The organism is Kribbella sp. NBC_00889 (genome assembly GCF_045207705.1).
Lineage (GTDB): Bacteria > Actinomycetota > Actinomycetes > Propionibacteriales > Kribbellaceae > Kribbella.
The window spans coordinates 1,525,967-1,546,815 of record NZ_CP108783.1 but is presented as its reverse complement, the minus strand read 5'-3'; the positions used below and the strand labels follow the sequence as shown (position 1 = coordinate 1,546,815).

Annotated in this window: 20 protein-coding genes; 9 read left to right on the top strand and 11 right to left on the bottom strand. The window is 68.3% G+C overall.

The window, feature by feature from the left end; all coding sequences use genetic code 11:
- The first annotated feature begins 42 nt into the window (after positions 1-42).
- The 6 genes from OG817_RS07535 to OG817_RS07510 all read left to right on the top strand — a co-directional run bounded on the left by OG817_RS07535 (position 43) and on the right by OG817_RS07510 (position 5,786).
- The gene (locus tag OG817_RS07535) at positions 43-876 is read left to right on the top strand and encodes a carbohydrate ABC transporter permease (protein WP_396395856.1); all 834 of its coding nucleotides are present in this window, start codon (positions 43-45) and stop codon (positions 874-876) included.
- The gene (locus tag OG817_RS07530) at positions 873-1,685 is read left to right on the top strand and encodes a carbohydrate ABC transporter permease (protein WP_406052982.1); all 813 of its coding nucleotides are present in this window, start codon (positions 873-875) and stop codon (positions 1,683-1,685) included. The genes OG817_RS07535 and OG817_RS07530 overlap by 4 nt, the downstream gene beginning before the upstream one ends.
- Before the next feature lies 1 nt (position 1,686).
- Positions 1,687-2,466: a 6-phosphogluconolactonase gene (locus OG817_RS07525; RefSeq protein WP_406052981.1), complete on the top strand. Its 780-nt coding sequence runs from the start codon at positions 1,687-1,689 to the stop codon at positions 2,464-2,466.
- Between the two features lie 3 nt (positions 2,467-2,469).
- A complete protein-coding gene (locus OG817_RS07520; protein ID WP_406052980.1) occupies positions 2,470-3,771 on the top strand; it encodes a glycoside hydrolase in 1,302 nt (433 codons plus the stop codon).
- Positions 3,768-4,736, top strand: coding sequence for a hypothetical protein (locus OG817_RS07515; RefSeq protein WP_406052979.1), 969 nt, complete (start codon positions 3,768-3,770; stop codon positions 4,734-4,736). The genes OG817_RS07520 and OG817_RS07515 overlap by 4 nt, the downstream gene beginning before the upstream one ends.
- Positions 4,737-4,811: 75 nt before the next feature.
- Positions 4,812-5,786, top strand: a complete 975-nt coding sequence (locus OG817_RS07510; RefSeq protein WP_406052978.1) for an aldo/keto reductase — start codon at positions 4,812-4,814, stop codon at positions 5,784-5,786.
- A gap of 285 nt (positions 5,787-6,071) precedes the next feature.
- Here OG817_RS07510 and OG817_RS07505 read toward each other — a convergent pair whose 3' ends face one another.
- On the bottom strand, positions 6,072-6,959 hold the full coding sequence (locus OG817_RS07505) for a LysR family transcriptional regulator (protein ID WP_396395862.1): 888 nt from the start codon (positions 6,957-6,959) through the stop codon (positions 6,072-6,074).
- A 108-nt stretch (positions 6,960-7,067) separates the two neighbouring features.
- Here OG817_RS07505 and OG817_RS07500 point away from each other — a divergent pair, with 108 nt between their 5' ends.
- A complete protein-coding gene (locus tag OG817_RS07500; protein WP_406052977.1) occupies positions 7,068-7,484 on the top strand; it encodes a hypothetical protein in 417 nt (138 codons plus the stop codon).
- A gap of 5 nt (positions 7,485-7,489) precedes the next feature.
- Here the strand turns inward: OG817_RS07500 and OG817_RS07495 are convergent, their stop codons facing one another.
- Both OG817_RS07495 and OG817_RS07490 read right to left on the bottom strand, forming a co-directional pair.
- Positions 7,490-8,311 carry an alpha/beta fold hydrolase gene (locus OG817_RS07495; protein WP_406052976.1) on the bottom strand — a complete coding sequence of 274 codons (822 nt, stop codon included), beginning with the start codon at positions 8,309-8,311 and terminating at the stop codon, positions 7,490-7,492.
- A 38-nt stretch (positions 8,312-8,349) separates the two neighbouring features.
- Positions 8,350-11,301 (bottom strand): BTAD domain-containing putative transcriptional regulator, encoded by a 2,952-nt coding sequence (locus tag OG817_RS07490; protein ID WP_406052975.1) that lies wholly within the window; start codon positions 11,299-11,301, stop codon positions 8,350-8,352.
- Positions 11,302-11,318: 17 nt separating this feature from the next.
- Here OG817_RS07490 and OG817_RS07485 point away from each other — a divergent pair, with 17 nt between their 5' ends.
- Together OG817_RS07485 and OG817_RS07480 are read left to right on the top strand one after the other, a co-directional pair.
- Positions 11,319-11,891 (top strand): GNAT family N-acetyltransferase, encoded by a 573-nt coding sequence (locus OG817_RS07485; protein ID WP_396395866.1) that lies wholly within the window; start codon positions 11,319-11,321, stop codon positions 11,889-11,891.
- A gap of 75 nt (positions 11,892-11,966) precedes the next feature.
- Complete coding sequence (locus OG817_RS07480; protein ID WP_406052974.1) at positions 11,967-12,740, top strand: L,D-transpeptidase; 774 nt, start codon at positions 11,967-11,969, stop codon at positions 12,738-12,740.
- On the opposite strand, the gene OG817_RS07475 is transcribed toward OG817_RS07480, so the two are convergent.
- Genes OG817_RS07475 through OG817_RS07440 form a run of 8 tightly spaced genes read right to left on the bottom strand, consistent with a single transcriptional unit; the run spans position 12,741 to position 20,844 of the window.
- Entirely contained in the window at positions 12,741-13,622 is an 882-nt protein-coding gene (locus tag OG817_RS07475; RefSeq protein ID WP_406052973.1) for a hypothetical protein, read from the bottom strand.
- Between the two features lie 12 nt (positions 13,623-13,634).
- Positions 13,635-15,011: an amidase gene (locus OG817_RS07470; protein ID WP_406052972.1), complete on the bottom strand. Its 1,377-nt coding sequence runs from the start codon at positions 15,009-15,011 to the stop codon at positions 13,635-13,637.
- Positions 15,012-15,020: 9 nt separating this feature from the next.
- Complete coding sequence (locus OG817_RS07465) at positions 15,021-15,797, bottom strand: SDR family NAD(P)-dependent oxidoreductase (RefSeq protein ID WP_396395873.1); 777 nt, start codon at positions 15,795-15,797, stop codon at positions 15,021-15,023.
- 15 nt (positions 15,798-15,812) lie between these two features.
- Positions 15,813-17,255 carry an aldehyde dehydrogenase family protein gene (locus OG817_RS07460; protein WP_406052971.1) on the bottom strand — a complete coding sequence of 481 codons (1,443 nt, stop codon included), beginning with the start codon at positions 17,253-17,255 and terminating at the stop codon, positions 15,813-15,815.
- Positions 17,252-18,103, bottom strand: a complete 852-nt coding sequence (locus OG817_RS07455; protein WP_406052970.1) for an ATP-binding cassette domain-containing protein — start codon at positions 18,101-18,103, stop codon at positions 17,252-17,254. Before OG817_RS07455 ends, OG817_RS07460 begins: the two co-directional genes overlap by 4 nt.
- A complete protein-coding gene (locus tag OG817_RS07450; protein WP_406052969.1) occupies positions 18,096-19,082 on the bottom strand; it encodes an ABC transporter ATP-binding protein in 987 nt (328 codons plus the stop codon). The genes OG817_RS07455 and OG817_RS07450 overlap by 8 nt, the downstream gene beginning before the upstream one ends.
- Complete coding sequence (locus OG817_RS07445; RefSeq protein ID WP_406052968.1) at positions 19,079-19,897, bottom strand: ABC transporter permease; 819 nt, start codon at positions 19,895-19,897, stop codon at positions 19,079-19,081. The genes OG817_RS07450 and OG817_RS07445 overlap by 4 nt, the downstream gene beginning before the upstream one ends.
- Entirely contained in the window at positions 19,894-20,844 is a 951-nt protein-coding gene (locus tag OG817_RS07440; protein WP_406052967.1) for an ABC transporter permease, read from the bottom strand. The genes OG817_RS07445 and OG817_RS07440 overlap by 4 nt, the downstream gene beginning before the upstream one ends.
- Positions 20,845-20,849: the final 5 nt, after the last annotated feature.

The following is a 20,849-nucleotide window of genomic DNA, read 5'->3' as shown; positions in this document are numbered from 1 at the left end:
TCGAGACAGACCCGCAAACGGCGCTGGATCGGGCTGCTCTTTTTGTCCCCCGCCCTCCTGCTGTACGGCGCGATCGTCCTCGTGCCGTTGATCCAGACGGTGAACTACTCCTTCTACAAGTGGGACGGAGTCAGCGAGCCGACCTGGATGGGACTGCAGAACTACCTGGAGTTCGGACGCGACCCGCGGATGTACGCCGCCTTCGGGCACGTGCTGGTGCTCATCGTCATGTTCGGTCTGATCCCGCTCGGCCTCGGGCTGATCAGTGCCGCCCTGCTCAGCCGGGCGAAGATCCGCGGCGAGGGCATCTACCGCTGGTTCCTCTTTCTCCCGCAGGTGTTGACGAGCGTCGTCGTGGCGATCATCTGGAAGCGCATCTACGCGCCCGATGGCCCACTGAACACCGTGTTGCGCTGGGTCGGCCTGGGTCAGCTCACCCGCAACTGGCTGGGCGATTTCACCTGGGCCCTCCCGTCGCTCGGCATGATCGGGGTCTGGGGCGGCTTCGGATTCACCATGGTGCTGTTCCTGGCCGGCATCCTCGCCATTCCGGACGAGCTCTACGAGGCCGCACGGTTGGACGGATCGACACGGTGGCAGGAGTTCTGGCTCATCACGCTCCCCAGCCTCCGCGGACAAATGGCCATCGCACTGACCCTGACCATCACGGGTGCGCTGCGGACCTTCGACATGGTCTACATCACGACCCAGGGCGGCCCCGGGGACGCGACGACGACCCCTGCGCTGCTCCTGTACCAGTTGGCGTTCGTCAATCCCGATGTGGGCAAGGCGTCCGCCACTGGCGTCGTACTCGCCCTTCTGTGCCTTGGGATCGCGGTCGGTATAACTCGGATGATGGAGAACAAGGACCGATGATCTCCAGGTACGAGCGTCTCTCGAACTATGTGATCGTCATCGTGCTGACGGTCGCGGTGCTCTTCCCCGTCGCCTGGTTCGTGCTGACCTCCGTCAGCCCCAACACCTCCGGTGCACTTGACCTGTCCAGGATCTCGCTGAGCAACTTCAGCGCGGCCTGGCGGGACGGGAACCTCGCGCACTCCATGTACGCGTCGCTGGTCATCACGGTGTCGGCTGTGATCGGGCAGACCCTGCTCGCGATCCTTTCCGGCTACGCGTTCGGCGTCCTCGGGGTTGTCGGCGAGCGGTTCCTGTTCCCGGTCATTCTGCTGGGGATGATGGTCTCGACCGAGGTGATCGTGATCCCGCTGTACTACGAGTTCCAGCGCCTCGGCCTGACCAACTCCTGGCTGGGGCTGGTCATCATCCAGCTCGGGATGGGTGTCCCGTTCGGGACCTACTGGATGCGGGCCACCTTCAGGGCGCTGCCTCGCTCGGTGATGGACTCCGCGGCCGTCGACGGCGCGGGCGTGTGGAGCACCTTGTGGCGGATCCTCGTCCCGATGGCTCGTCCCGCGGTTCTCACCTTGGTCATCTTGTCGGTCATGTGGACGTGGAACGACTTCTTCCTGTCGCTGATCTTCCTCGGCGACCCCGAGAAGCAGACCGCGACCGTTGCCCTGGGCGCCTTTCAGGGCCGACACGTCCTGCAGGTGAACCTGATGGCGGCCGGCTCACTGATCGTCTCGTTGCCGGTCGTGGCTCTGTACCTGTTCTTCCAGCGTGAGTTCATCAGCGGCGTCATGGCCGGCGCGGTCAAGGAGTGACGTGGCGACACCTATCACCGTGATGCCCTCTGCCGCCGAGATCGGCGAGGTCGTCGCGCAGCAGATTCTCGACGGCCTCGCTGCGACGGATCGCTACGTCGTCGGCTTTCCTGCCGGTCGCAGTGCGACTCCGGTGGCTGCTGCCTTGGATCGGCTCGCGCATCAGCGCGGAGTCCGTGTCGACAATCTGCGGATCGTGATGATGGACGAGTACGTCACCGGACAATCCGGAGAGTGGAAGCTCCTCTCCCCCCTCACACCGCACAGCTGCATCGGATGGGCCCGGCGGAATCTCCTGGAGCCTCTCGGCGACCTTGGCCTGCGATCGACCAGTCTCATCGCCCCCGACCCCAACGAGCCCGCTGCCTTCGAGAAGGAACTCGTCGATGGAGGTGGCATCGACGTGTTCCTGCTGGCCAGCGGCCAGGGTGACGGTCACGTCGCGCTGAACGGACCGGGTACGCCGCGGAACGCACCCACCCGCGTTGTCGAGTTGCCGGAGTCGACCCGCAGGGACAACGTGTCCACCTTCCCGAGTCTGCGGTCGCTCGACGACGTCCCGGCGTACGGCGTCACGATCGGTACGGCGGAACTCGCGGCGCTCTCGCGCTCGGTGGTGATGCTCCTGTGGGGACCGAACAAGGCGTACGCCTTCGACCGGATCCGCCAGGCCGACAGCTACGACCCGGAGTGGCCGGCGACCATCGTGCACGACTGCCACAACGCCCGCATCTACGCAGATGAACAAGCCGCACAGTCAGAACGAGAAGGGGTCTCATAGGACATGGCTCGAATCAAGATGGCCTACATCGGCGGAGGATCCTCCAGAGCGGCCGGCACCATGGCCTCGTTCTTGTGGCACGGGCCGGAGTTCGCGGGATCCGAGGTCGTGCTGATCGACAAGGACCCGGAGCGTCTGGAGACCGTCCTCAGGATTGCCGAGAAACTCGCGGCAGAAGGCGGTGACGGGATCACCGTCACGGCGACCACTGACCAGCGCGCTGGACTGGCCGATGTCGACGCGGTGCTGACCAGCTACCGTCCCGGGAACTTCGCCGCCCGCGCGCTCGACGAACGCATTCCGATCAAGCACGGCGTCATCGGTCAGGAGACGCAGGGCCCTGGTGGATTCTTCATGGCGCTGCGCTCGATCGACGACATGCGCACCATCACCGATGACCTGCAGGCAGTTGCCCCGGACGCGGTGATCTTCAACTACACCAACCCGGTCAACATCGTCTCCCAGGCAGTTGCCGACCACACGCCCGTACCTATCTACTCGATGTGCGAGGGGCCGATCGTGTTCCCGCCCGTCGTCCTTAGGGCCGCCGGACTCGACCCCGAGCGAGCCAAGGTCACCATGGCCGGCGTGAACCACAACTGCTGGAGCTACGAGCACCTGTACGACGGGGAAGACGTCATGCCGCTGCTCGACGCAGCGTGGGAACGGCGCAAGGACGACCCGACCCTCGATGCGAACTCCAAGCGGGCACTGCACCTGGCCGTGGTCATGCGGTCCATTCCGTCGGACTACTTCAACTACTACTACTTCCGGAACGAGGTGTTCAGGGATCAGCAGGCCGCGCCGCGGACCCGGTCGGAAGTGATCATGGATGCGGTTCCGGGCTACTGGGATCACTACCGCGAACAGGCTGAGTCCAGCCATCCCCACCTCGATCCGGCCCGGTCGCGGGGCGGGATCCACGAACTCGAACTGGCCATTGACGTGATGAGTGCCTACTACAACGACACGGGTGCGCGTCTACCCGTCAACCTGCCGAATGTCGACAATGCACTGCCGGGCTTCGACGCGGAGACCGTCGTCGAGGTCTACTGCACTGTGGATCGGAAGGGTTGCCACATCGAGCCGCAGCAGCCGCTGCCACTCGCCGTCCGCGGCATCACGCGTCAACTCGCCGACTACCAGATGCTGGCGGCCAAGGCTGCCTGGGAAGGCACCCGGGCCGATGCGATCCGCGCGCTGGTCGCGAACCCGCTGGTACCCGACCTGTCCATCGCCGAGAACCTGTACGACGAGATGGCCGCGGCGCACGCGGCGTACCTGCCGGAAAGACTTCTTCAGTGAAGGACGTCTTTCTCGCTGTCGACGCCGGGAACACCAAGACCTGGGCGGGGTTGACGACAGCCGATGGTGACCTCGTCGGCCTGGCCCGTGGCGGCGTCGGCGACATCTACGCGCCGGCCGGGGCTGAGGCGGCGAAGGCTGTCGTCCTCGGCCTGGTCGGCGACGTCCTCGAGTCGGCGGGACTCCGGGCATCCGACATCAAGCACGCGGCGTTCCGCTTGGCGGGTGTCGATTGGCCGGGTGACGCACGATTCTGGAGTGCGACTCTAGAGCCACGCTTTAGTGACCTCAGCATCATGAACGACGGGTTCGCCCTGATCCGGTGCGGGCGGCTCGATGGGCAGGGGATCTCCGTCGTCCTGGGTACTGGGGCCGCGCTGGCGGGCAGAGGTCCGGCGAAGGAGTGGGCGCTGTCGTGGTGGCTGCAGCATCCGCTCGGCGGGGCAGGCCTGGTCGGCGAGGCGCTGCGAGCTGTGTATCTGTCGGAGCTCGGGCTGGGCGAGTCGACGAAGCTCACCGCCGTACTGCCTGCGTTGTTCGGTGCCTCGACGCCGGAGGAGATGCTCGAGGTGACCACCAAGCGGGAGAACACATTCGACTTCGCGACGTTGGCGGCGCATGCTCCGTCGGTCTTGGCGCTGATCGACGACGATCCTGTGGTGGCTGGGCTGGTGGATACGCAGGCATCGCGCCTCGCCGACTACATCGTCAGCCTGGCGGGCAACTGTGGACTCACTGAGCCCGTGACCGTCGTTGCCGGCGGCGGCCTCCTGCGGGAGCCGGGTGCGCCCGTGTTTGCGGCGCTCCGTCGTACCTGCGAGAGTCGCGAGCTCAACCTCGACCTCCAGCACACGCAGGACCCCGCGCTCGTGGGCGCACTTCTGGACGCATTGGCTGAAGGTGGGGCTCAGCCGACCGACGCGGTGCGGAGCAGGTTGTCGGAGGCGACGCGCGCCCACGGGTGACTCAGAAGCTCTGGTGATGGGACTGAGCTGATTCTTTTGTTGGAAGTCTTAGCGGGCGCGCGGGAGGGTGGAGGTATGGACTTTACTCAGCTTGGACGTACGGGACTGAACGTCAGTCGAATCGTGTTGGGGACCATGAACTTCGGGCCTCACACCGAGGTGGCGGATGCGCACGCGATCATGGACGCGGCGCATGAGAAGGGGATCAACTTCTTCGACACCGCCAACGGGTACGGGCGGGCGATCTACCCGGGGCGGACCGAAGAGATCATCGGTGAGTGGTTCGCCAAGGACCCGGGGAACCGGCACAAGACGGTGCTGGCGACCAAGGTCTACGGAGACATGGGCGACGGGTGGCCCAACGAGGGAAAGCTGTCGGCGCTGAACATCCGGCGCGCGCTGGACGCGTCGCTGAAGCGACTGCAGACCGACTACGTGGATCTGTACCAGTTCCACCACGTGGACCGGAACACGCCGTGGGACGAGATCTGGCAGGCGATCGAGGTCGCCATCCAGCAGGGCAAGATCCTGTACGCCGGGTCCTCCAACTTCGCGGGATGGCACATCGCGCAGGCTCAGGAAGCGGCGGCGCGGCGCAACTACATCGGCCTGGTCAGCGAGCAGTCGATCTACAACCTGCTCGTGCGTGACGTCGAGCGCGAGGTGCTGCCGGCGGCGCAGGAGTACGGCCTCGGCGTGATCCCGTGGTCGCCGCTGCAGGGCGGTCTGCTCGGCGGCGTCATCCGCAAGGAGAACGAGGGCGTACGTCGTCTCGAGGGTCGCGCCAAGGAGACCCTGGAGAGGCTGCGGCCGCAGATCGAGCAGTACGAGGCCCTCGCCGACGAGCTCGGCCACGAGCCGGGTGAGGTCGCACTCGCCTGGCTGCTGCACCAGCCCGCCGTCACCGGCCCGATCGTCGGACCGCGCACGATGGAGCAGCTCGAGTCCGCCGTACGCGCCGTCGACGTCAAGCTCGACGAGAAGGCGCTGGCCCGCCTCGACGAAATCTTCCCGGGCTACAAAACCGCCCCCGAAGACTACGCCTGGTAACACCCCTGTACCCGGCCTGCCTCTCGTGGGCAGACCCACGAACCAGTCGGCCGCCGTACCCCAGGGTGCGGCGGCCGTCCGCGGACGCGGTCTGATGGGTTGACCCAGCAGATTGTGGGTTCACCCACGGCAGGCGACTGGCCAACCCACAGTCTCGTGGGTCAACCCACCAGCCAGGAACCGCCTCGTGGGTCAGCCCACCAGCCGGGAGCCCTCTCGTGGGTCAGCCCACCAGCCGGGAACCGGGGTGGCGCGGAGACGGGTCGGGCGGTGCGGCGGCCGGTCTTAGTGGTGGACGGCTGTGGTGGGGAGCATGCCTATGAGGGCGTCGGCGGCCAGGGAGGCGGCGGGGCTGGTGGGCATGGCTACTGAGACTTGCCAGTCGGAGGCGCTGCCGGGCGTGAGGGGGACGGTGATGTGGTCGCCTCGTTTGGCGGCGATGCGTTCGGGGACCAGGGCTACCCCGAGGTTGTGGGCGACCAGGGCGAGGAGGGTGTGTACGTCGTTCACCTCGATGGTCACGGGGTGCGCGACGCCGGCGCCGGCGAAGGCGCGATCGGAGATGGCGCGGGCTCCCCAGGTCGGGTCGAAGTCGACGAACGACTCCCCCACCAGATCGTCCAGGGACACCGCGGTCGCCGGAGCCAGGCGGTGGTCGGGGGCGCAGACGAGGACCATCGACTCGGTCGACAGCGGGCGGAGGTCGAGGCCGTCGACCGGGTCGCCGGCGGTGGCGACGAACGCGATGTCGAGCCGGCCGGAGGCGAGTTCGTCGAGCATCGGGGTGGAGCCGCCCTGGCGGACCTCGATCTCGACGCCCGGGTACGCGGAGCGGAACTTGGCCAGCAGAGCCGGTACGTCGACCACGCCGAGGCACTGCTCGAGCCCAACAGTCAGGTGACCGCGGAGCAGTCCCTGGACCGCGGCGACCGCGTCCTTGGCGGCCTCGGCGGCGGCGAGCGTACGGCGGCCTTCGCACAGGAGGGCACGCCCGGCCTCGGTGAGCTCGACGCTGCGGGTGTTGCGGAGGAAGAGCGGAGCGCGAAGCTCACGCTCGAGCGCACGGATGGAGGCGGACAGGCCGGACTGCGAGATCGACATCGCCTCGGCCGCGCGGGTGAAGTGCTTCTGCTCGGCCACCGCCACGAAGTGTTCCAAGTGCCTCAGCTCCATGACTCAGAAGTCTAGTCGATCGAACCAATGCGATTCACCTGTCCCAACTCTCAGGACAGCGAGCAGGTGGGATCGAAGCGCACAGGCCGGGGTCGATAGGGTGTGCCTATGGCGGATGAGGAGTTTCGGGTTGAGGTCGTGCTCGGTAGCGAGGAGCACGGGTTGACGATGTGGGAGCGGTTCCGGGCGCACGATCTGGACGACGACGCGCGGAAGCGGCTCGGGGGTCAGGTGACGGTGACTCGCGACGGGAACCGGATGCTGCTGTACACGCACACGCTCGAGGACGCCCAGGAGGCGGAGCGGACAGCCAAGGAGGTCGTTGCCCACGACAACCTCATCGCCGAGTACACGGTGACGCGGTGGAATCCGGCCGAGCAGGCCTGGACCGACCCGAGCGTCCCGGTCGGCGAGCACGACGCGACCAGTGACGCCGCGAAGAACAAGGGCATGGAGGTGCCGGATCCCCGGTACGTCGTGATGCAGGCCTACAAGCCGGAGTTCCTCCGCGACCTCGGCCTGTAGACGCGCTACGCGGTGCCGTGGCCGAGCCAGGCGAGTAGTCGCATTTCCGGCTCGTCACGAGGACCGAGGTGGCCGCCGTCGACCGTGATCAGTTCGGCCGCGGGCAACCGCCGTACCAGCCACTGACCGTGCGCGGCGGGCACTGACGTGTCGTCCCGCGCCACCATGATCCGCGTCGGGACCTCAACGGCCGAGAGCGCGAACCCCCATTCGCCGACCAGGCTCAGAAGATCGTCGATGTACCCCGACGATCCTTGCCGGCCGGCCTCGTACGCCGCTTCGATCCACATCGCGCGATCGCCGGCCGCGATACCAGGCATGCCCACGTCCACCCATTCGACGAACTCCCGCCAGCACGGCTGAAGCGCCGCCGCACCCTGCACAGCCAACCGCCACTCCTGCCGCTCGCCCTCCGCCATCCCGGCCGAGAAGTCGAGCCCGTCCGCCGCGAACGGCGCAAGCCCGCAAACGACGGCACACCGAACCACCCGCCCCGGGAGCAGCGCCGCCGCAGCCAACGCGCCCGGACCGCCACCGGACACCCCAGCGACCCCGAAGTGATCGAGCTCGTAGGCGTCGGCGATCGCACGGATGTCGTCCGCCACCTGCGCGGCCCGTCGGCCCGGCAACCGTGTCGACCGCCCGTAACCCGGCCGGTCATAGGTGAACACGCGCAAACCGCGACTCACGTACCCGTCATCGGGGTGCCGGAGGAACCGGCTGCCCGGCGTCCCGTGCAGCCAGAAGATCGACTCACCCCCGGGATCTCCCCACACGCACACCCCGATCTTCCGACCGTCCGGAGTGATCACCGTCTGCTCGTCCATAGCGCCCCCATCCCCCTCCTCCGAGGGTAAGGCCGCGGCTACCGGGACGGCACGTACCCGGTCTCCTCACGCATCCGGGCGGCCGCGGCCCGATACACCGCGGCCTCGTCGTCTCGTCCGAGATCGGTGCAACAGCGAGCCAGCAGGACCTGCGCGTGGTACTCGCCGACGCGGTACTGCACTGCTTCGAGTTCGGCGAGGGCAGCGGCCGCGAGTTCGTGGGCTGTCGCCGTACGGCCGTCAAGATAGGTGCACTGGGCCAGGAGACAGTGGGTGTCGGCCAGCATCGTGTCGTAGCCGGACTTCGTGGCGAGGGCGTCGGCCTGCTCGAAGAAGGTCCTCGCGGTGACGTGGTCGCCGGCCTCCAGATGACATTCGCCGACCACCATCCGGCTGAGCGATTCATGATACGCCGATCGGATGTCGAGGCTGTCCTGTACGGCGTCGGACGCGTACTGGAGTGCTTCCGAGTGCTTGCCCTGCCGGTTGCGGAGGGCCGCCATCGCAACCCGCCAGGCGATGACGTCACGACGGTCGGCGCCCAGGGTCGCCGTCTGGAGGTCCGCGGCCGCCTTCTCGAGGTCGCCGAGCCTGCAGTAGGCGCCCGCACGGTTGACGTAGGCGGCGAGCGTGTCGGGGTCGCCCTCCGCTGCCTTGATCTCGAGATATTCGGTCGTGCAGTCGATGGCATCGTGGAAGCGGCCCAGATGCTCGTGGTTCATCGACAGGTTGAGCAACGCCCTCGGCAGGAACCTGACCTCGCCCAGCCCGCGGAAGATCGCAATGCCGGCGGACAGCGCCTCCGTGGCATCGGTCAGTTGGCCGCGATCGTTGTAGGCCAGCCCGAGGTTGCACAGCAGCGCGGCCTCACCCAGTTCGAAGCCGCCGGAGCGATACAGCTCGATCGCCTTCTTGACGTGCTCGACGGCGCCGCTCGCATCACCGGTGATCCGGTCCAGCACGCCGAGTGCGTGCTCGATCGCCCCCTCGCCGAGCCGGTTGCCGGCGGCAGAGCCCGCGCCGAGACGCACCAGACGTCGCCAGGCATCGATCAGGCTGTGCTCGTAGAGATACACGCGCAGGATGTCCGCGAGGAGCCAGGCGGCGTCCGGCGGTCCCAGGACCTGGGCCCGGGTGGCGACGGCCTCGATGTTGATCAGTTCGCTCTCGAGCCAGCCCGCCGCGTCGTCGACCGGACGGCGCTCGTACGACGTGACCGGCACGCGGACCGCGGTCGGGAACAACGTGTCGACGGCGCAGTCGGCCGTACCGATGTACCAGGCACACAAGGAGTTCCAGGCGCCGGCGTCCGGCTCGGCGCGTTGGCCGGCGTACTGCTTGACGAGGTCGTGCATGACGTAGCGGCCGGCGCCGACCGGCTGGAGGAGGCTGGCTGATTCCAGCCGGGCGAGGACCTCGGCGTACCCGCGGCCGATGAGCGCCTGCGCCGCACCAGAGCCGAACTCCGGGCCAGGGAAGAGCGACAGCAACCGGAAGCCGCGCTGGGTGGCGGGATCCAGGAGGTCGTACGACGTGGTGAAGGCGGTGCTGACCGCAGTGTCGTCGTCGATGGTGAGGACCGGCAGGGCGCCGGCGGCGCGCATGCGGTCGACGAGCCCCGAGACGGGTCCGCGCGACGCGACGGCACCGGCGATGCGGAGCGCGAGTGGCAGGCCCGCGCACATCGCGACGAGTTCGGCGATGTCGCTGTCGTACGGGCGACCGAGGAGCGAGGCGATCAGGGCGGCGCCGTCGTCGGGGGTCAGCGTGGCGACGCGCAATCCGATCGCGCCGTCGAGGGCAACCAGGCTGTCCAGCGCATGACGGCTGGTGACGAGGACCGCGCTGCCGGCTGTACCGGGGAGGAACGGGCGGACCTGCGCGGCGTCGCGGGCGTCGTCGAGGACCAGAAGGACGCGGCGGCCGGCAAGGCGGGCGCGGAACGCCGCTGCCCGAGCATCGAGATCGTCCGGGATCGCCGAGGGATCGAGGCCGGAGGATCGCAGGAGTTCGACCAGTACGTCGTCCGGCCGGCGCGGCTGGTCCGAGGCACCCCGCAGGCGGACGAACCACAGGCCGTCGGGGAACGACGATGACAGCTGATGCGCGGACCGGACCGCGAGAGCGGTCTTGCCGACCCCAGGCGTGCCGGTGAGGACGACGATCGGCACACCGTCGGTCTGCGCGGCGAGCCTCACGATCTGGCCGACGAGGTCGTCCCGGCCGACGAGAGTGCGGATGTCGAGCGGTAGATGGTTCTGCCGGACCCAGTCCCCCGTTGGCCGCGGCTCCGGTTCGAGGGTCGAGGTCAGGATCGACTGCCGGAGTTCGCGCAGTTCGTCGCCCGGGTCGAGGCCGAACTGGTCCACGAGCCGGGCCGCGATCTCGTCGTACGCCGCCAGCGCCTCGGCCTGTCGTCCGCAGCGGTAGAGCGCGATCATCAGCTGCGCGCTGAACCGTTCGCGCAGCAGTTCCCTGGCGCTCGACGCCCGGAGCTCGGGTAGGAGGTCGGTGTGGTCGCCCTGCGCCAACCGCGCGTCGTAGTACTGCTCGAGCGCGGTCAGCCGCTCCTCGACCAGTCCGACGGCGTAGTGGTGCTCGACCGCGAGCGGATCACCGCGCCACTGGTCCAGCGCTCGCTGGAGGTGCTCGACCTCGCGGGCCGGCTCATCGGCGGCCTTGGCGAGATAGGAGCGGAAGGCAACGAGATCGGCGGCCTCGGCGGCCAGCAGGTACCCGCCGGGACGGGTCTGCAGGACGTCCGCGCCGACGATGGCGCGCAACCGGCGTACGTAGGTGTGGATCGAGGAGGTCGGGTTGGCAGGCAGGGTCTCGTCCGCCCACAGCCGGTCGATCAGCTCGCCGATCGGGACGACCCGATGCGGCCGCAGCAGCAAGGTGGTGAGGAGCGCGCAGAGCCGCGGCGCAGGCGTCGGGACCGGGCGACCGTCGACGACGATCTCGAGCGGGCCCAGGATGCGGAACTCCATCGACCTAGTCTGTCAGTATGCGGATTGAGCTGCGGCCTGTGGATGAAGGCGATCTTGACCTGTTCCGGCGATTCGCGGTGGAGCCGTGGCTGATCGGGCTCGACTGGACCGGGTTCCGCGACGCCCAGGCGTCGGGACGTCGGTACGCCGAGGACGGATTCCTCGGCGCGGACGACGGACGGCTGATGGTCCGCGCGGACGACGAGACCGCCGGGTTGGTGAGCTGGCGATCGGGATCGTTCGAGGGCAGGACGAAGTACTGGGAGATCGGGATCGCTTTGTTGCCTGAGCACCGCGGTCGTGGGATCGGATGGCGAGCGCAGGCGATGCTGACCGACTACCTGTTCTTCCACACGCCGGTGATGCGCATCCAGGCGGCGACACATCCGGAGAACGTGGCCGAGCAGAAGTCCTTGGAGAAGGCGGGTTTCCGGCTCGAGGGCGTGATCCGGGCGTGCGAGTTCAGGGCCGGAAAGTACCAGGACGGGTACTTGTACAGCAGGTTGCGGGACGACCCGGGACCGGTGGTCGACAACAGTTCGGTGACGGCCCCGGCGGAACGTCCGGTCGGCGGCCCCTCGGCGGACTAGCCTCTCCGGCGTTGCGTTACCGCTTGGAGCGACGTGGTTCTGCGACTCTGAACAGTGCTGAGGGAGAGGGGAATCATGTCGCGTCGACGTGGTCTGGTGGCCGGTGCGGTCGTTCTGTCGTTCGTGCTCGCCGCGTGTTCCGACGTGGCCGCGAGCGAAACCAGCCCGTCCTCCGCCACCACTACGTCCAGCACGCCGAGCACGACGCCTTCCGCCACATCGACTCCGACGCCGACGGTCAAGCCCACACCGAAGCCGAAGAAGGTGAAGCAGAAGCCGCAGTACTACGCGCTCCGGGTGGAGAAGCAACTCGACAAGCTCGGGTACCCGGTTGGCGACGTCGACGGCGACATCACCGTGCGGGCCAAGCAGGCGCTGTGCGCGTGGCGTGAGACCCACGGTCTGCCGGTCAACCGCGCCGGCCTCAACCTGACCGACGCGTTTTCGGTGCTCAACGCAACCAAGGCCCCGGTGCCGACGCGTGCCCCCGGCATCTACGTGAACAAGACCTGCCAGGTGCTGTACCAGATCGTCGGGAAGGCCTACAAGCGGATCGTCTGGGTGTCGACCGGCGGCCCCGGCTACGAGACCCCGAACCGCACCGGCAAGGTCTGGCGCAAGTGGGCCGGCGCGCACGAGAGCAGCCTGTACGAGGACGCGTACATGTACGACTCCCTCTACTTCCTGAAGGACCGTCCCGGCATCGCCCTGCACGGCTCCCGCGTGAACTCCCTGGTCAAGTCCTACCCCGCCAGCCACCGCTGCGTCCGGGTCCTCCGCCCCGCAATCCACCAGATCTTCGACGAAACCCCCATCGGCACCAAGGTCCAGGTCTACGGCGAGTACTAGCTAGGAGTGCCTCGGGAGGCGTTCTACGTGGGGGCGAGGAGAGCCGTCGTAGAGGTTCGGGGGGAGGCCGGTGAGGAGTTCGGGGAGGTGGAAGGACTGGAAGAGGGTCAGGTCGAAGAAGGCGACGGCGTGGACGATGCCGGCCGCGGTAAGGGCCAGGACCTGGAGCTGGAAGGCTCGGTGGACGTTGTCCTTCGGGTCTCGCATGTAGACGGCGAAGGCGGGTTGGTGGTTGGCCTGGATCGGGACCATCAACTGGTCGCCGGGGCCCTTCGCCGGGCAGTGGGTGGAGATGAGGCGGCCGATGTTGCGCGGGCCGCGGAACCATGAGGTGAACGGCGGCATCTCCCAGACCGCGTCGGCGGCGAAGAACGTGACGATCGCAGGTACGTCGTACTGCTCGAACGCCTCGCGATAGCGGGCCAGCAGAGCGTCGTCGGTCACCGACGACATCGGAGCGTGTAGCTGCGGGAGCTCGACCGGGCCGAGCAGGTCGGTGACCTGGCTGAGCGGCCAGCCTTCCAGGTTGTGCAGCAGTGCGGCCGCTCGTTGGCGGGTGGGGAGGTGCTGGAGCGCGGCGATGTAGCCGAGGTCGATCGGGTGGTGGTCGGCGAGGTCGCTCGGGATGGGTTCGAGCCAGAGGAGTTCGGAGCGTTGGTGCAGCTCGCCTTCCGGGTCGTCGCTCGCGGCGGCGAGGTCGGTGGGAAGCGGACGGCTGCCCGCTCGGGTCAGGCACTCGCGGGTGGCGAGTTCGTACGATCCCCGCGCGGACTCGGCGACCTCGACGGCCTCGGTGATGGAGGCGAGCATCCGGTAGCAGTGCGAGACCAGCCGGCGCTGCTGTGCGTCAGCGCCGGTTCTCGCTCCGCTGTAGCCGTCCATCAGACCCAGACCTCACTCCATGGGCCAGTTTCGCCGCTCGGTCTGCTGGCTGTCGAGGTATCCGGCCAGACCGAGCGCGGTCAGATCCTGATGATGCGGTACGGCGAGCTGCGCACCGATCGGCAGACCCGCGGCGGACCAGCCGACGTTCACCGTGGTCGCCGGGTGCGCTGACATGTTGTACGGAACCGTGAACGCGATGTGTTCGAACGGCTTCGCCGGATCGTCGGTCGGGTACGCCAGCTCGGCGGGGAACGCGGTGATCGGAGCCACCGGCGACAAGATGACGTCGTACGACGTGAAAACCGCGGTGACCGCCGCCGCCATCGCACCCATCTGGCTGTGCCCGTGAAAGACGTCGAATCCGGACAGGTCGGCGGCCGTGGACACCCAGGACCGGATCTGCGGGAGGACCTTGGCGCGCCGATCCTCGGGCAGGGCGGCGATATCCACGGCCGACCGGACCCGCCAGAAGCGGTCCAATCCGTCGAGCATCTCGCGGGTGATGATCGGGCCGATCGGTTCGACGGTCGCGCCGGCCTTCTCGAGTACGGCGGCCGCCGCCGAGACCGCTGCGGTGACCTCGGGGTCGACGGGCAGTCCGAGGCCGGCATCCAGGAGGAGCGCGACGCGAAGGCGGTCGGGGAGAGCGCTCTCGGTGTAGCTCTCCGGGGTCGGGGGAAACGATGTGTGGTCGCGCGGGTCGTACCCGGACATGACCGACAACGCCAACGCCGCGTCTCGCGCCGTACGTGTCAGCGGGCCGATCGCCCGGCCGGGGTACGGGTTGCCGACCGCGATCCGGCCGTGCGTGGGCTTGAGGCCGACGATGCCGCACCAGCCGGCGGGCAGGCGGATCGATCCGCCGATGTCAGTGCCGACGTGGATCGGACCATAGCCCGCCGCCGCGGCCGCCGCGGCACCGGCGCTCGAACCGCCGGCCGTCTTCGACACATCCCACGGGTTGCGGGTCAGGTGATGGAAGGTAGAGACGCCGGACGAGAGCATCCCGTACTCCGGCATCGTCGTCTTGCTGAAGATGACCGCTCCCGCCGCCCGCAGGCGTGCTGCCGCCGGTGCGTCTTCGGTGGCCGGGATCAGCTCGGTCGCCGCGGTGCCTTGCGGGACCGGGGTGCCGCGGGTGGCGATGTTCTCCTTGACGGTGACCGGTACGCCGTCCAGCGCTCCGGCAGTGCCGTCACGCCAGCGGCCCTCGGACTCCTGTGCCGCGGCGCGGGCGCCGTCCGGGTCGAGCGCGTACGTCGCGCAGATTCGTGGCTCGAGCTCCTCGACCCGTGCGAGCACGTCCTCGATCACCTCGACCGGTGAGAGCGCACCTTCGCGGTACTTCGACACCAGCTCGGTCGCAGTCAGGTCAGCGAGAGTCATACGTGCTCCTCAGTTCGGCGGGTCGAAGCGGCCATCGACTGCGGTCCAGCCGCCGTCCACGGCCAGGACGCTTCCGGTGACGAAGCTGGCGGCGTCGGAGGCGAGGTAGACGACCGCGCCGGCGAGTTCCTCCGGGCCGGCCCAGCGGCCGAGCGCTCCCTTCTGCGCGTAGGCGTCGTACCAGGCCTGGTTTGCCTTGATCTGGGCGGTGAGCGGTGTCTCGACGACGCCGGGAGCTATCGCATTCACTCGTACGCCGCGTGGACCGAGCTCGGCCGCCGCGGTCCTCAGCAGCTGGACGAGGCCGGCCTTGGTTGCCGCATACACCGATTGGCCCGGCTCGACCGTCGTACCGCGGATCGAGCTGAACCCGATGATGCTGCCGCTCCCCCGCTCCGACATCTGCTTGCCGAAGGCACGCAGCAGCTGGAACGACGCCCGCAGGTTGAGCGCCACGACGCGGTCGAATTCCTCACCGGTGTAGTCGAGGATCCGCTTCCGCACGTTGGTCGCCGCGGTGAAGACCAGCACATCCACATCCCCGAGCTCGACAACCGCCCGCGTGATCGCGTCGTCGTCCAGCACATCCAGCTCGTAGGCCACGAGCTGAGGGCTGTTGCCTTGGGCTACGGTTTGTTCGGCGGCGGGGAGGTCGCGGTCGGCGCAGGTGACGCGGGCACCGTGGGCGGCGAGAGCGAGTGCGCTCTCCCGGCCGATCCCACTGCCGCTGCCGATGACGAGGACGTGCTTGCCGTCCAGACGGAAGAGGTTCGCGTAGTCGGTCACGGGCGGGTTCACCTCTCAGGGACGCGGGCGGATGATGGCCATCCGGGTGGTGGTCAGTTCCTCGATCGCGAAGCGCGGTCCCTCGCGGCCGATACCGGAGTCCTTCACCCCGCCGTACGGCATCACGTCGGAGCGGAAGCCGGGCACCTCGTTGATCACCACGCCGCCGACGTCGAGCCGGTCGATCGCGGTGAACGCGGTGTCGAGCGAGGACGTGAAGACGCTGGCATGCAGCCCGTAGCGCGACTCGTTCACCGTTCGGAACGCGGTGTCGAGATCAGGCACCGACCGTACGGCGATCACCGGCCCGAAGATCTCCTCGTCCCAAGCCAGCTGCCCATCCGGCACATCCGTCAACACCGTCGGACCGAGCACCGCGGTGGAGGCGTCGGCGCCGGGATAGGCGACGGCGGCGCCTGCGGCGAGGGACTGGCTGACCCAGGAGCGGACGCGGTCGGTCGACTTGGGGTCGATGAGGGCGGAGACGCGGGTGGTGGGGTCGCGGGGGTCGCCGACTACGACTGATGGAAGACGGGCGTTGAGTTTGTCGAGAAGGGCGGCGTGGATGGAGTCGACGGCGATGACGCGTTGGACCGAGATGCAGGCCTGGCCGGACGCGTAGTACCCGCCTCGGATGATGGCGTCGGCGGCCGCGTCCAGGTCGGCGTCGGCGGCAACCACCAGCGCCGAGTTGGACCCGAGTTCGAGGAGCACCTTGGTCGGCGCGGCATCACGCGCGATCTGATGACCCACCGCCGCCGAACCCGTGAAGGAGACAGCGCCGACCCGGCGGTCCGTGGTGAGGGTCGCGCCAACGTCCGCTCCCCCGGTGACCAGTTGCACCGCGCTCTCCGGCGCGCCCGCCTCGAGCAGCGCGGAGCGCATGAGATGCACGAGCCACAACGTCGCGAGTGGAGTCTGCGGCGCCGGCTTGATGATGATCGGACAGCCCGCAGCGAACGCAGGAGCGATTTTATGGGCCGCCAGCAACAAGGGATAGTTGAACCCGGTGATCCCGACGACCACCCCGACCGGCTTTCGGACCCAGAACCCGACCAGCCCGTCCCCACTCGGCAGCAGATCCAGTGGCACGGTCTCCCCATGCAACCGAGCGACTTCCTCGGCCGACGTCTCCAACGTCAGCAGCGTCCGATCGATCTCGACCCGGCAGTCGACCAGCGGCTTCCCGGTCTCCAGGACGAGCAGGTCGACGAAGGCATCGCGCTCGGCCAGGACCGCGGAATGCACGCTCTGCAAGACTTTCCGGCGCAGGTACGACGGCAGCCGGCCGACGGTCTCGCGGACGCCGAGGGCGTGGTCGAGGGCTTGGCGGGCCAGCTCGACGTTCCCAACGGGCGCGTCGGCGACTGTGGAACCGTCGTACGGGAAGATCACCGGGGCGGTGGACGGGGCCTCGATCCAGGTCTCACCGATCGGTAGGCCGGCTGGCAGTTTCACGCTGGTTCTCCCTTCGTCGCGAGCAGGTCGGACGTGGTGGCACCGGAGAGCGCCCTCTGGAGGGTCGGGATGGCCGAGACGAGACGCTGGGTGTAGGCGTGCTGAGGGGCGGCGTACACGTCGCCCGTGTAGCCGGTCTCGACGATCTGGCCGGCATGCATCACGGCGACCCGATCGCAGACGTGCTTGACCACGGACAGGTCGTGGGAGACGAACACCAGGGTGAGGTCGAGTTCGTCGACCAGGTCCGAGATGAGGTTGAGCACCTGGGCGCGGACAGAGACGTCGAGAGCGCTTACCGGCTCGTCGGCGATCAGGATCCGCGGCCGCGGCGCGAGGGCTCGCGCGATCGAGATGCGCTGACGTTGGCCGCCGGAGAACTGATGCGGATAGCGGTCCCCCGCGTCCGCGGACAGGCCGACCGCCTCCAGCAACTCGCGAACGCGCTCTCCGGAGGCGGGATGCCCTTGGACGACGAGTGGTTCGGCGATGATGTCGCGGACCCGCATCCGGGGGTCCAGCGAGCTCATCGGGTCCTGGAAGACGAGTTGGAGGTTCTCGCGGAGGAAGCGCAGCCGGCGTTCCGGGAGGCGGGTGACGTCGGTGCCTTCGACAACGACACGACCCGAGGTCGGATGGTCGAGGGCGGCGATGATGCGGAGCAGGGTGGACTTGCCGCATCCGGATTCGCCGACGATGCCGAAGCGTTCGCCCTGCTTGACGTCCAGGCTGACGCCCCGGAGAGCCTGCACGACCGGTGCCGGACGCAACAACGATGTGCGCGGACGGGGATAGTTGCGGACGACATCGACCACCTGGATGGCCGGCACGGGCACGTCGTCAGGCATGCGCGCCTCCCGCAGGGAGTCGGGGGCTCGACGCAGGCTCAGCCGGGTGGTGGCAGGCGAAGCCGTCCGCGATCGGTCCGGTCCATTCCGGCGTACTGGCGCAGATGTCGGTGGCGTGGGGGCAGCGGGTACGGAAGACGCAGCCGGTGGGGAACTGGCCTGCAGCTGGAACGTTGCCGCGGATGGTGGGGAGGCGGCGGTCGGCGGTGTCCAGGTCCGAGGCGGCGAGGAGGCCTCGGGTGTAGCGGTGGCGCGGATTGGTGAAGACCTCGCCGACCGGGCCGGATTCGACGACGCGGCCGCCGTACATGACCAGGACGCGTTCGCACACGGTGGCGACGACGGCGAGGTCGTGGGTGATGAACAACAAGGCGGAGGAGCGCGCGACGACGCCCTTGACGATGAGGTCCAGGACGAGTGCCTGCACGGTGACGTCCAGTGCGGTCGTCGGCTCGTCGCAGATCAGCAGAGCCGGATCGTTGGCCAGGGCAAGGGCCAGAACGATTCGTTGTCGTTGGCCACCAGACAGCTGGTGTGGGTAGGCCCGCATCAGATCCGCCGGGAGCTGGACTCGCTCCAGGAGTTCGAGGGCAGCGGCTCGGGCGGCACCTCGACCAGGCCGCGTCCGGTGGATCAGCATCGCTTCGGCGATCTGGTCGCCGATGCGCATGGTCGGGTTGAGGGCGGTCATCGGTTCCTGGAAGACCATGGCGAGTTCGCGGCCGCGGACCCTGGACATCCGGCGTTCGTCCGCGCCGATCAGGTCGTGGTCGACTCCGGTCAGCCGCACCGACCCCGAAGCGACCACATCCTCGGGTAGCAGACCGAGCACGCTCAAGGCGGTCAGCGACTTTCCAGAGCCCGACTCGCCGATCAGCCCGACCCGCTCCCCCGGCCCCACGGTGAGATCCACATCGGAGACCAGCGTCTTGTCCCGCACCGTCACAGTCAGCCCCTGCACGATAAGTACGTCGTTCATCGCCGGTCCTCCAGCTTCGGATCGAACCGGTCCCGCAACCCGTCGCCCAGCAGGTTGAACCCGAGTACGGCGATCGCGATCGCCACCCCCGGGAAGATCGCCAGCCGCGGCGCACTGAACAAGAACTCCTGGCTCTCCTGCAGCATCCGCCCCCACGACGGAGTCGGCGGCGGCGTACCGAATCCGAGGAACGACAGCGCGGCCTCGGCCAGCACAGCGATCGCGAACGACACCGACGCCTGCACCGTGATCAGACCCGTCACGTTCGGCAGCACATGCCGCACCGCGATCGGCCAAGGCTGCCGTCCCGCCGCCCGCGCGGCCAGCACGTACTCGGTCCGCATCACCTGCAACGCACCACTCCGGATCACTCGGGCGAACAAGGGCACCGAGGCGATGCCGATGGCAATCATCGCGGTCAGCGTGCTCGTCCCGAAGACAGCCCCGAACATGATTGCCAGCAGCAACGCCGGGAATGCCAGCACCAGATCGTTGGTCCGCATGATGAACTCGCTCGGCCACCGCCGCGCCATGGCGGCGAGAATCCCCAGCGGTACGCCGATCACCGCGGCCACGCCCACCGCGACCACGCCGACGAACAGCGTGGTCCGTGAGCCGACCATGATCTGGCTGAGCACGTCCCGTCCGAACTTGTCGGTCCCGAACCAGTGGTCCCACGACGGTTTCGCCAACCGGATCGACGGGTCGACGAACGTTGCGTCGTACGGCGTCCAGAGGAACGACACGAGCGCCATCAGCACGATGACCCCGACGATCACGCCGCCGGCGACAAGACTCGGGTTCAGCCGCCTCATCGCGACCCCACTCGCAGCCGCGGATCCAGGGCGACGTACAGCAGATCGACCAGGAAGTTGACCAGCAGTACGGCGATGACGAGCACCATCACCACGTCCTGGACCAGCAGCAGATCGCGGTTCGATACCCCATCCAGCAGGAGACTGCCGAGCCCCGGGATCACGAACACCCGCTCCACCACGACAGCACCGATGAGCAGCGTCGCCAGTTGCAACCCGAGGACCGTCACGACCGGCACGGCCGCGTTGCGCAGACCGTGCCGCCACAACGCCTGGAACGGCCGCAGTCCCTTGGCCCGCGCGGTTCGCAGGTAGTCCTCCCGCAGTACGTCGAGCACCGAGCTGCGGACGTACCGGGTCAGCACGGCGCCCTGCACCAGCCCGAGCGCCAACGCCGGCAGGATCAACTGTTTCAGGAACATGGCCGGGTCCTGGGCCGGCGGCGTCCAGCCGTTCGCCGGCAGCCAGCCGAGCTTCACCGCGAACAGCATGATCAGCAGGATGCCCGCGAGGAACGCCGGTACGGCGACGCCGATCTGCGAGACCGCGGACAGCGCCAGGCCGGAGATCTTCCGATGCCGCGCCGCCATCAGAGTCCCGGCCGGGACCGCGATCAGCAGCGCGATGATCATGGCGGCCACGACCAGCAACAGCGTCACCTGCAACCGGTCGAACACCTGCGGACCGATCTCCGCCTTCGACACGTACGACGTCCCGAGGTCACCGTGCACCAGGCCGCCGAGCCAGTCGACGTACTGCGTGGTGAGCGGCCGGTCGAGGCCGAACTGCCGGCGCAACTCGGCGACAGCCTGCTCGGAGGCGTTGACGCCGAGGGCGACCCGGGCCGGGTCGCCGGGCAGCACGGCCATGAACGCGAAGACCAGCACCGAGCTCACCGCAAGGCTGACCAAGAGCACTCCGGTGCGCTCGATCAGGCGGAGGATCACTCAGG

Coding starts and splice junctions, on each gene's coding strand:
- OG817_RS07455 (WP_406052970.1), bottom strand. CDS start 18,103: ATGCCTGACGACGTGCCCGTGCCGGCCATCCAGGTGGTCGATGTCGTC.
- OG817_RS07530 (WP_406052982.1), top strand. CDS start 873: ATGATCTCCAGGTACGAGCGTCTCTCGAACTATGTGATCGTCATCGTG.
- OG817_RS07445 (WP_406052968.1), bottom strand. CDS start 19,897: ATGAGGCGGCTGAACCCGAGTCTTGTCGCCGGCGGCGTGATCGTCGGG.
- OG817_RS07510 (WP_406052978.1), top strand. CDS start 4,812: ATGGACTTTACTCAGCTTGGACGTACGGGACTGAACGTCAGTCGAATC.
- OG817_RS07475 (WP_406052973.1), bottom strand. CDS start 13,622: ATGGACGGCTACAGCGGAGCGAGAACCGGCGCTGACGCACAGCAGCGC.
- OG817_RS07450 (WP_406052969.1), bottom strand. CDS start 19,082: ATGAACGACGTACTTATCGTGCAGGGGCTGACTGTGACGGTGCGGGAC.
- OG817_RS07480 (WP_406052974.1), top strand. CDS start 11,967: ATGTCGCGTCGACGTGGTCTGGTGGCCGGTGCGGTCGTTCTGTCGTTC.
- OG817_RS07470 (WP_406052972.1), bottom strand. CDS start 15,011: ATGACTCTCGCTGACCTGACTGCGACCGAGCTGGTGTCGAAGTACCGC.
- OG817_RS07505 (WP_396395862.1), bottom strand. CDS start 6,959: ATGGAGCTGAGGCACTTGGAACACTTCGTGGCGGTGGCCGAGCAGAAG.
- OG817_RS07490 (WP_406052975.1), bottom strand. CDS start 11,301: ATGGAGTTCCGCATCCTGGGCCCGCTCGAGATCGTCGTCGACGGTCGC.
- OG817_RS07500 (WP_406052977.1), top strand. CDS start 7,068: ATGGCGGATGAGGAGTTTCGGGTTGAGGTCGTGCTCGGTAGCGAGGAG.
- OG817_RS07495 (WP_406052976.1), bottom strand. CDS start 8,311: ATGGACGAGCAGACGGTGATCACTCCGGACGGTCGGAAGATCGGGGTG.
- OG817_RS07485 (WP_396395866.1), top strand. CDS start 11,319: ATGCGGATTGAGCTGCGGCCTGTGGATGAAGGCGATCTTGACCTGTTC.
- OG817_RS07520 (WP_406052980.1), top strand. CDS start 2,470: ATGGCTCGAATCAAGATGGCCTACATCGGCGGAGGATCCTCCAGAGCG.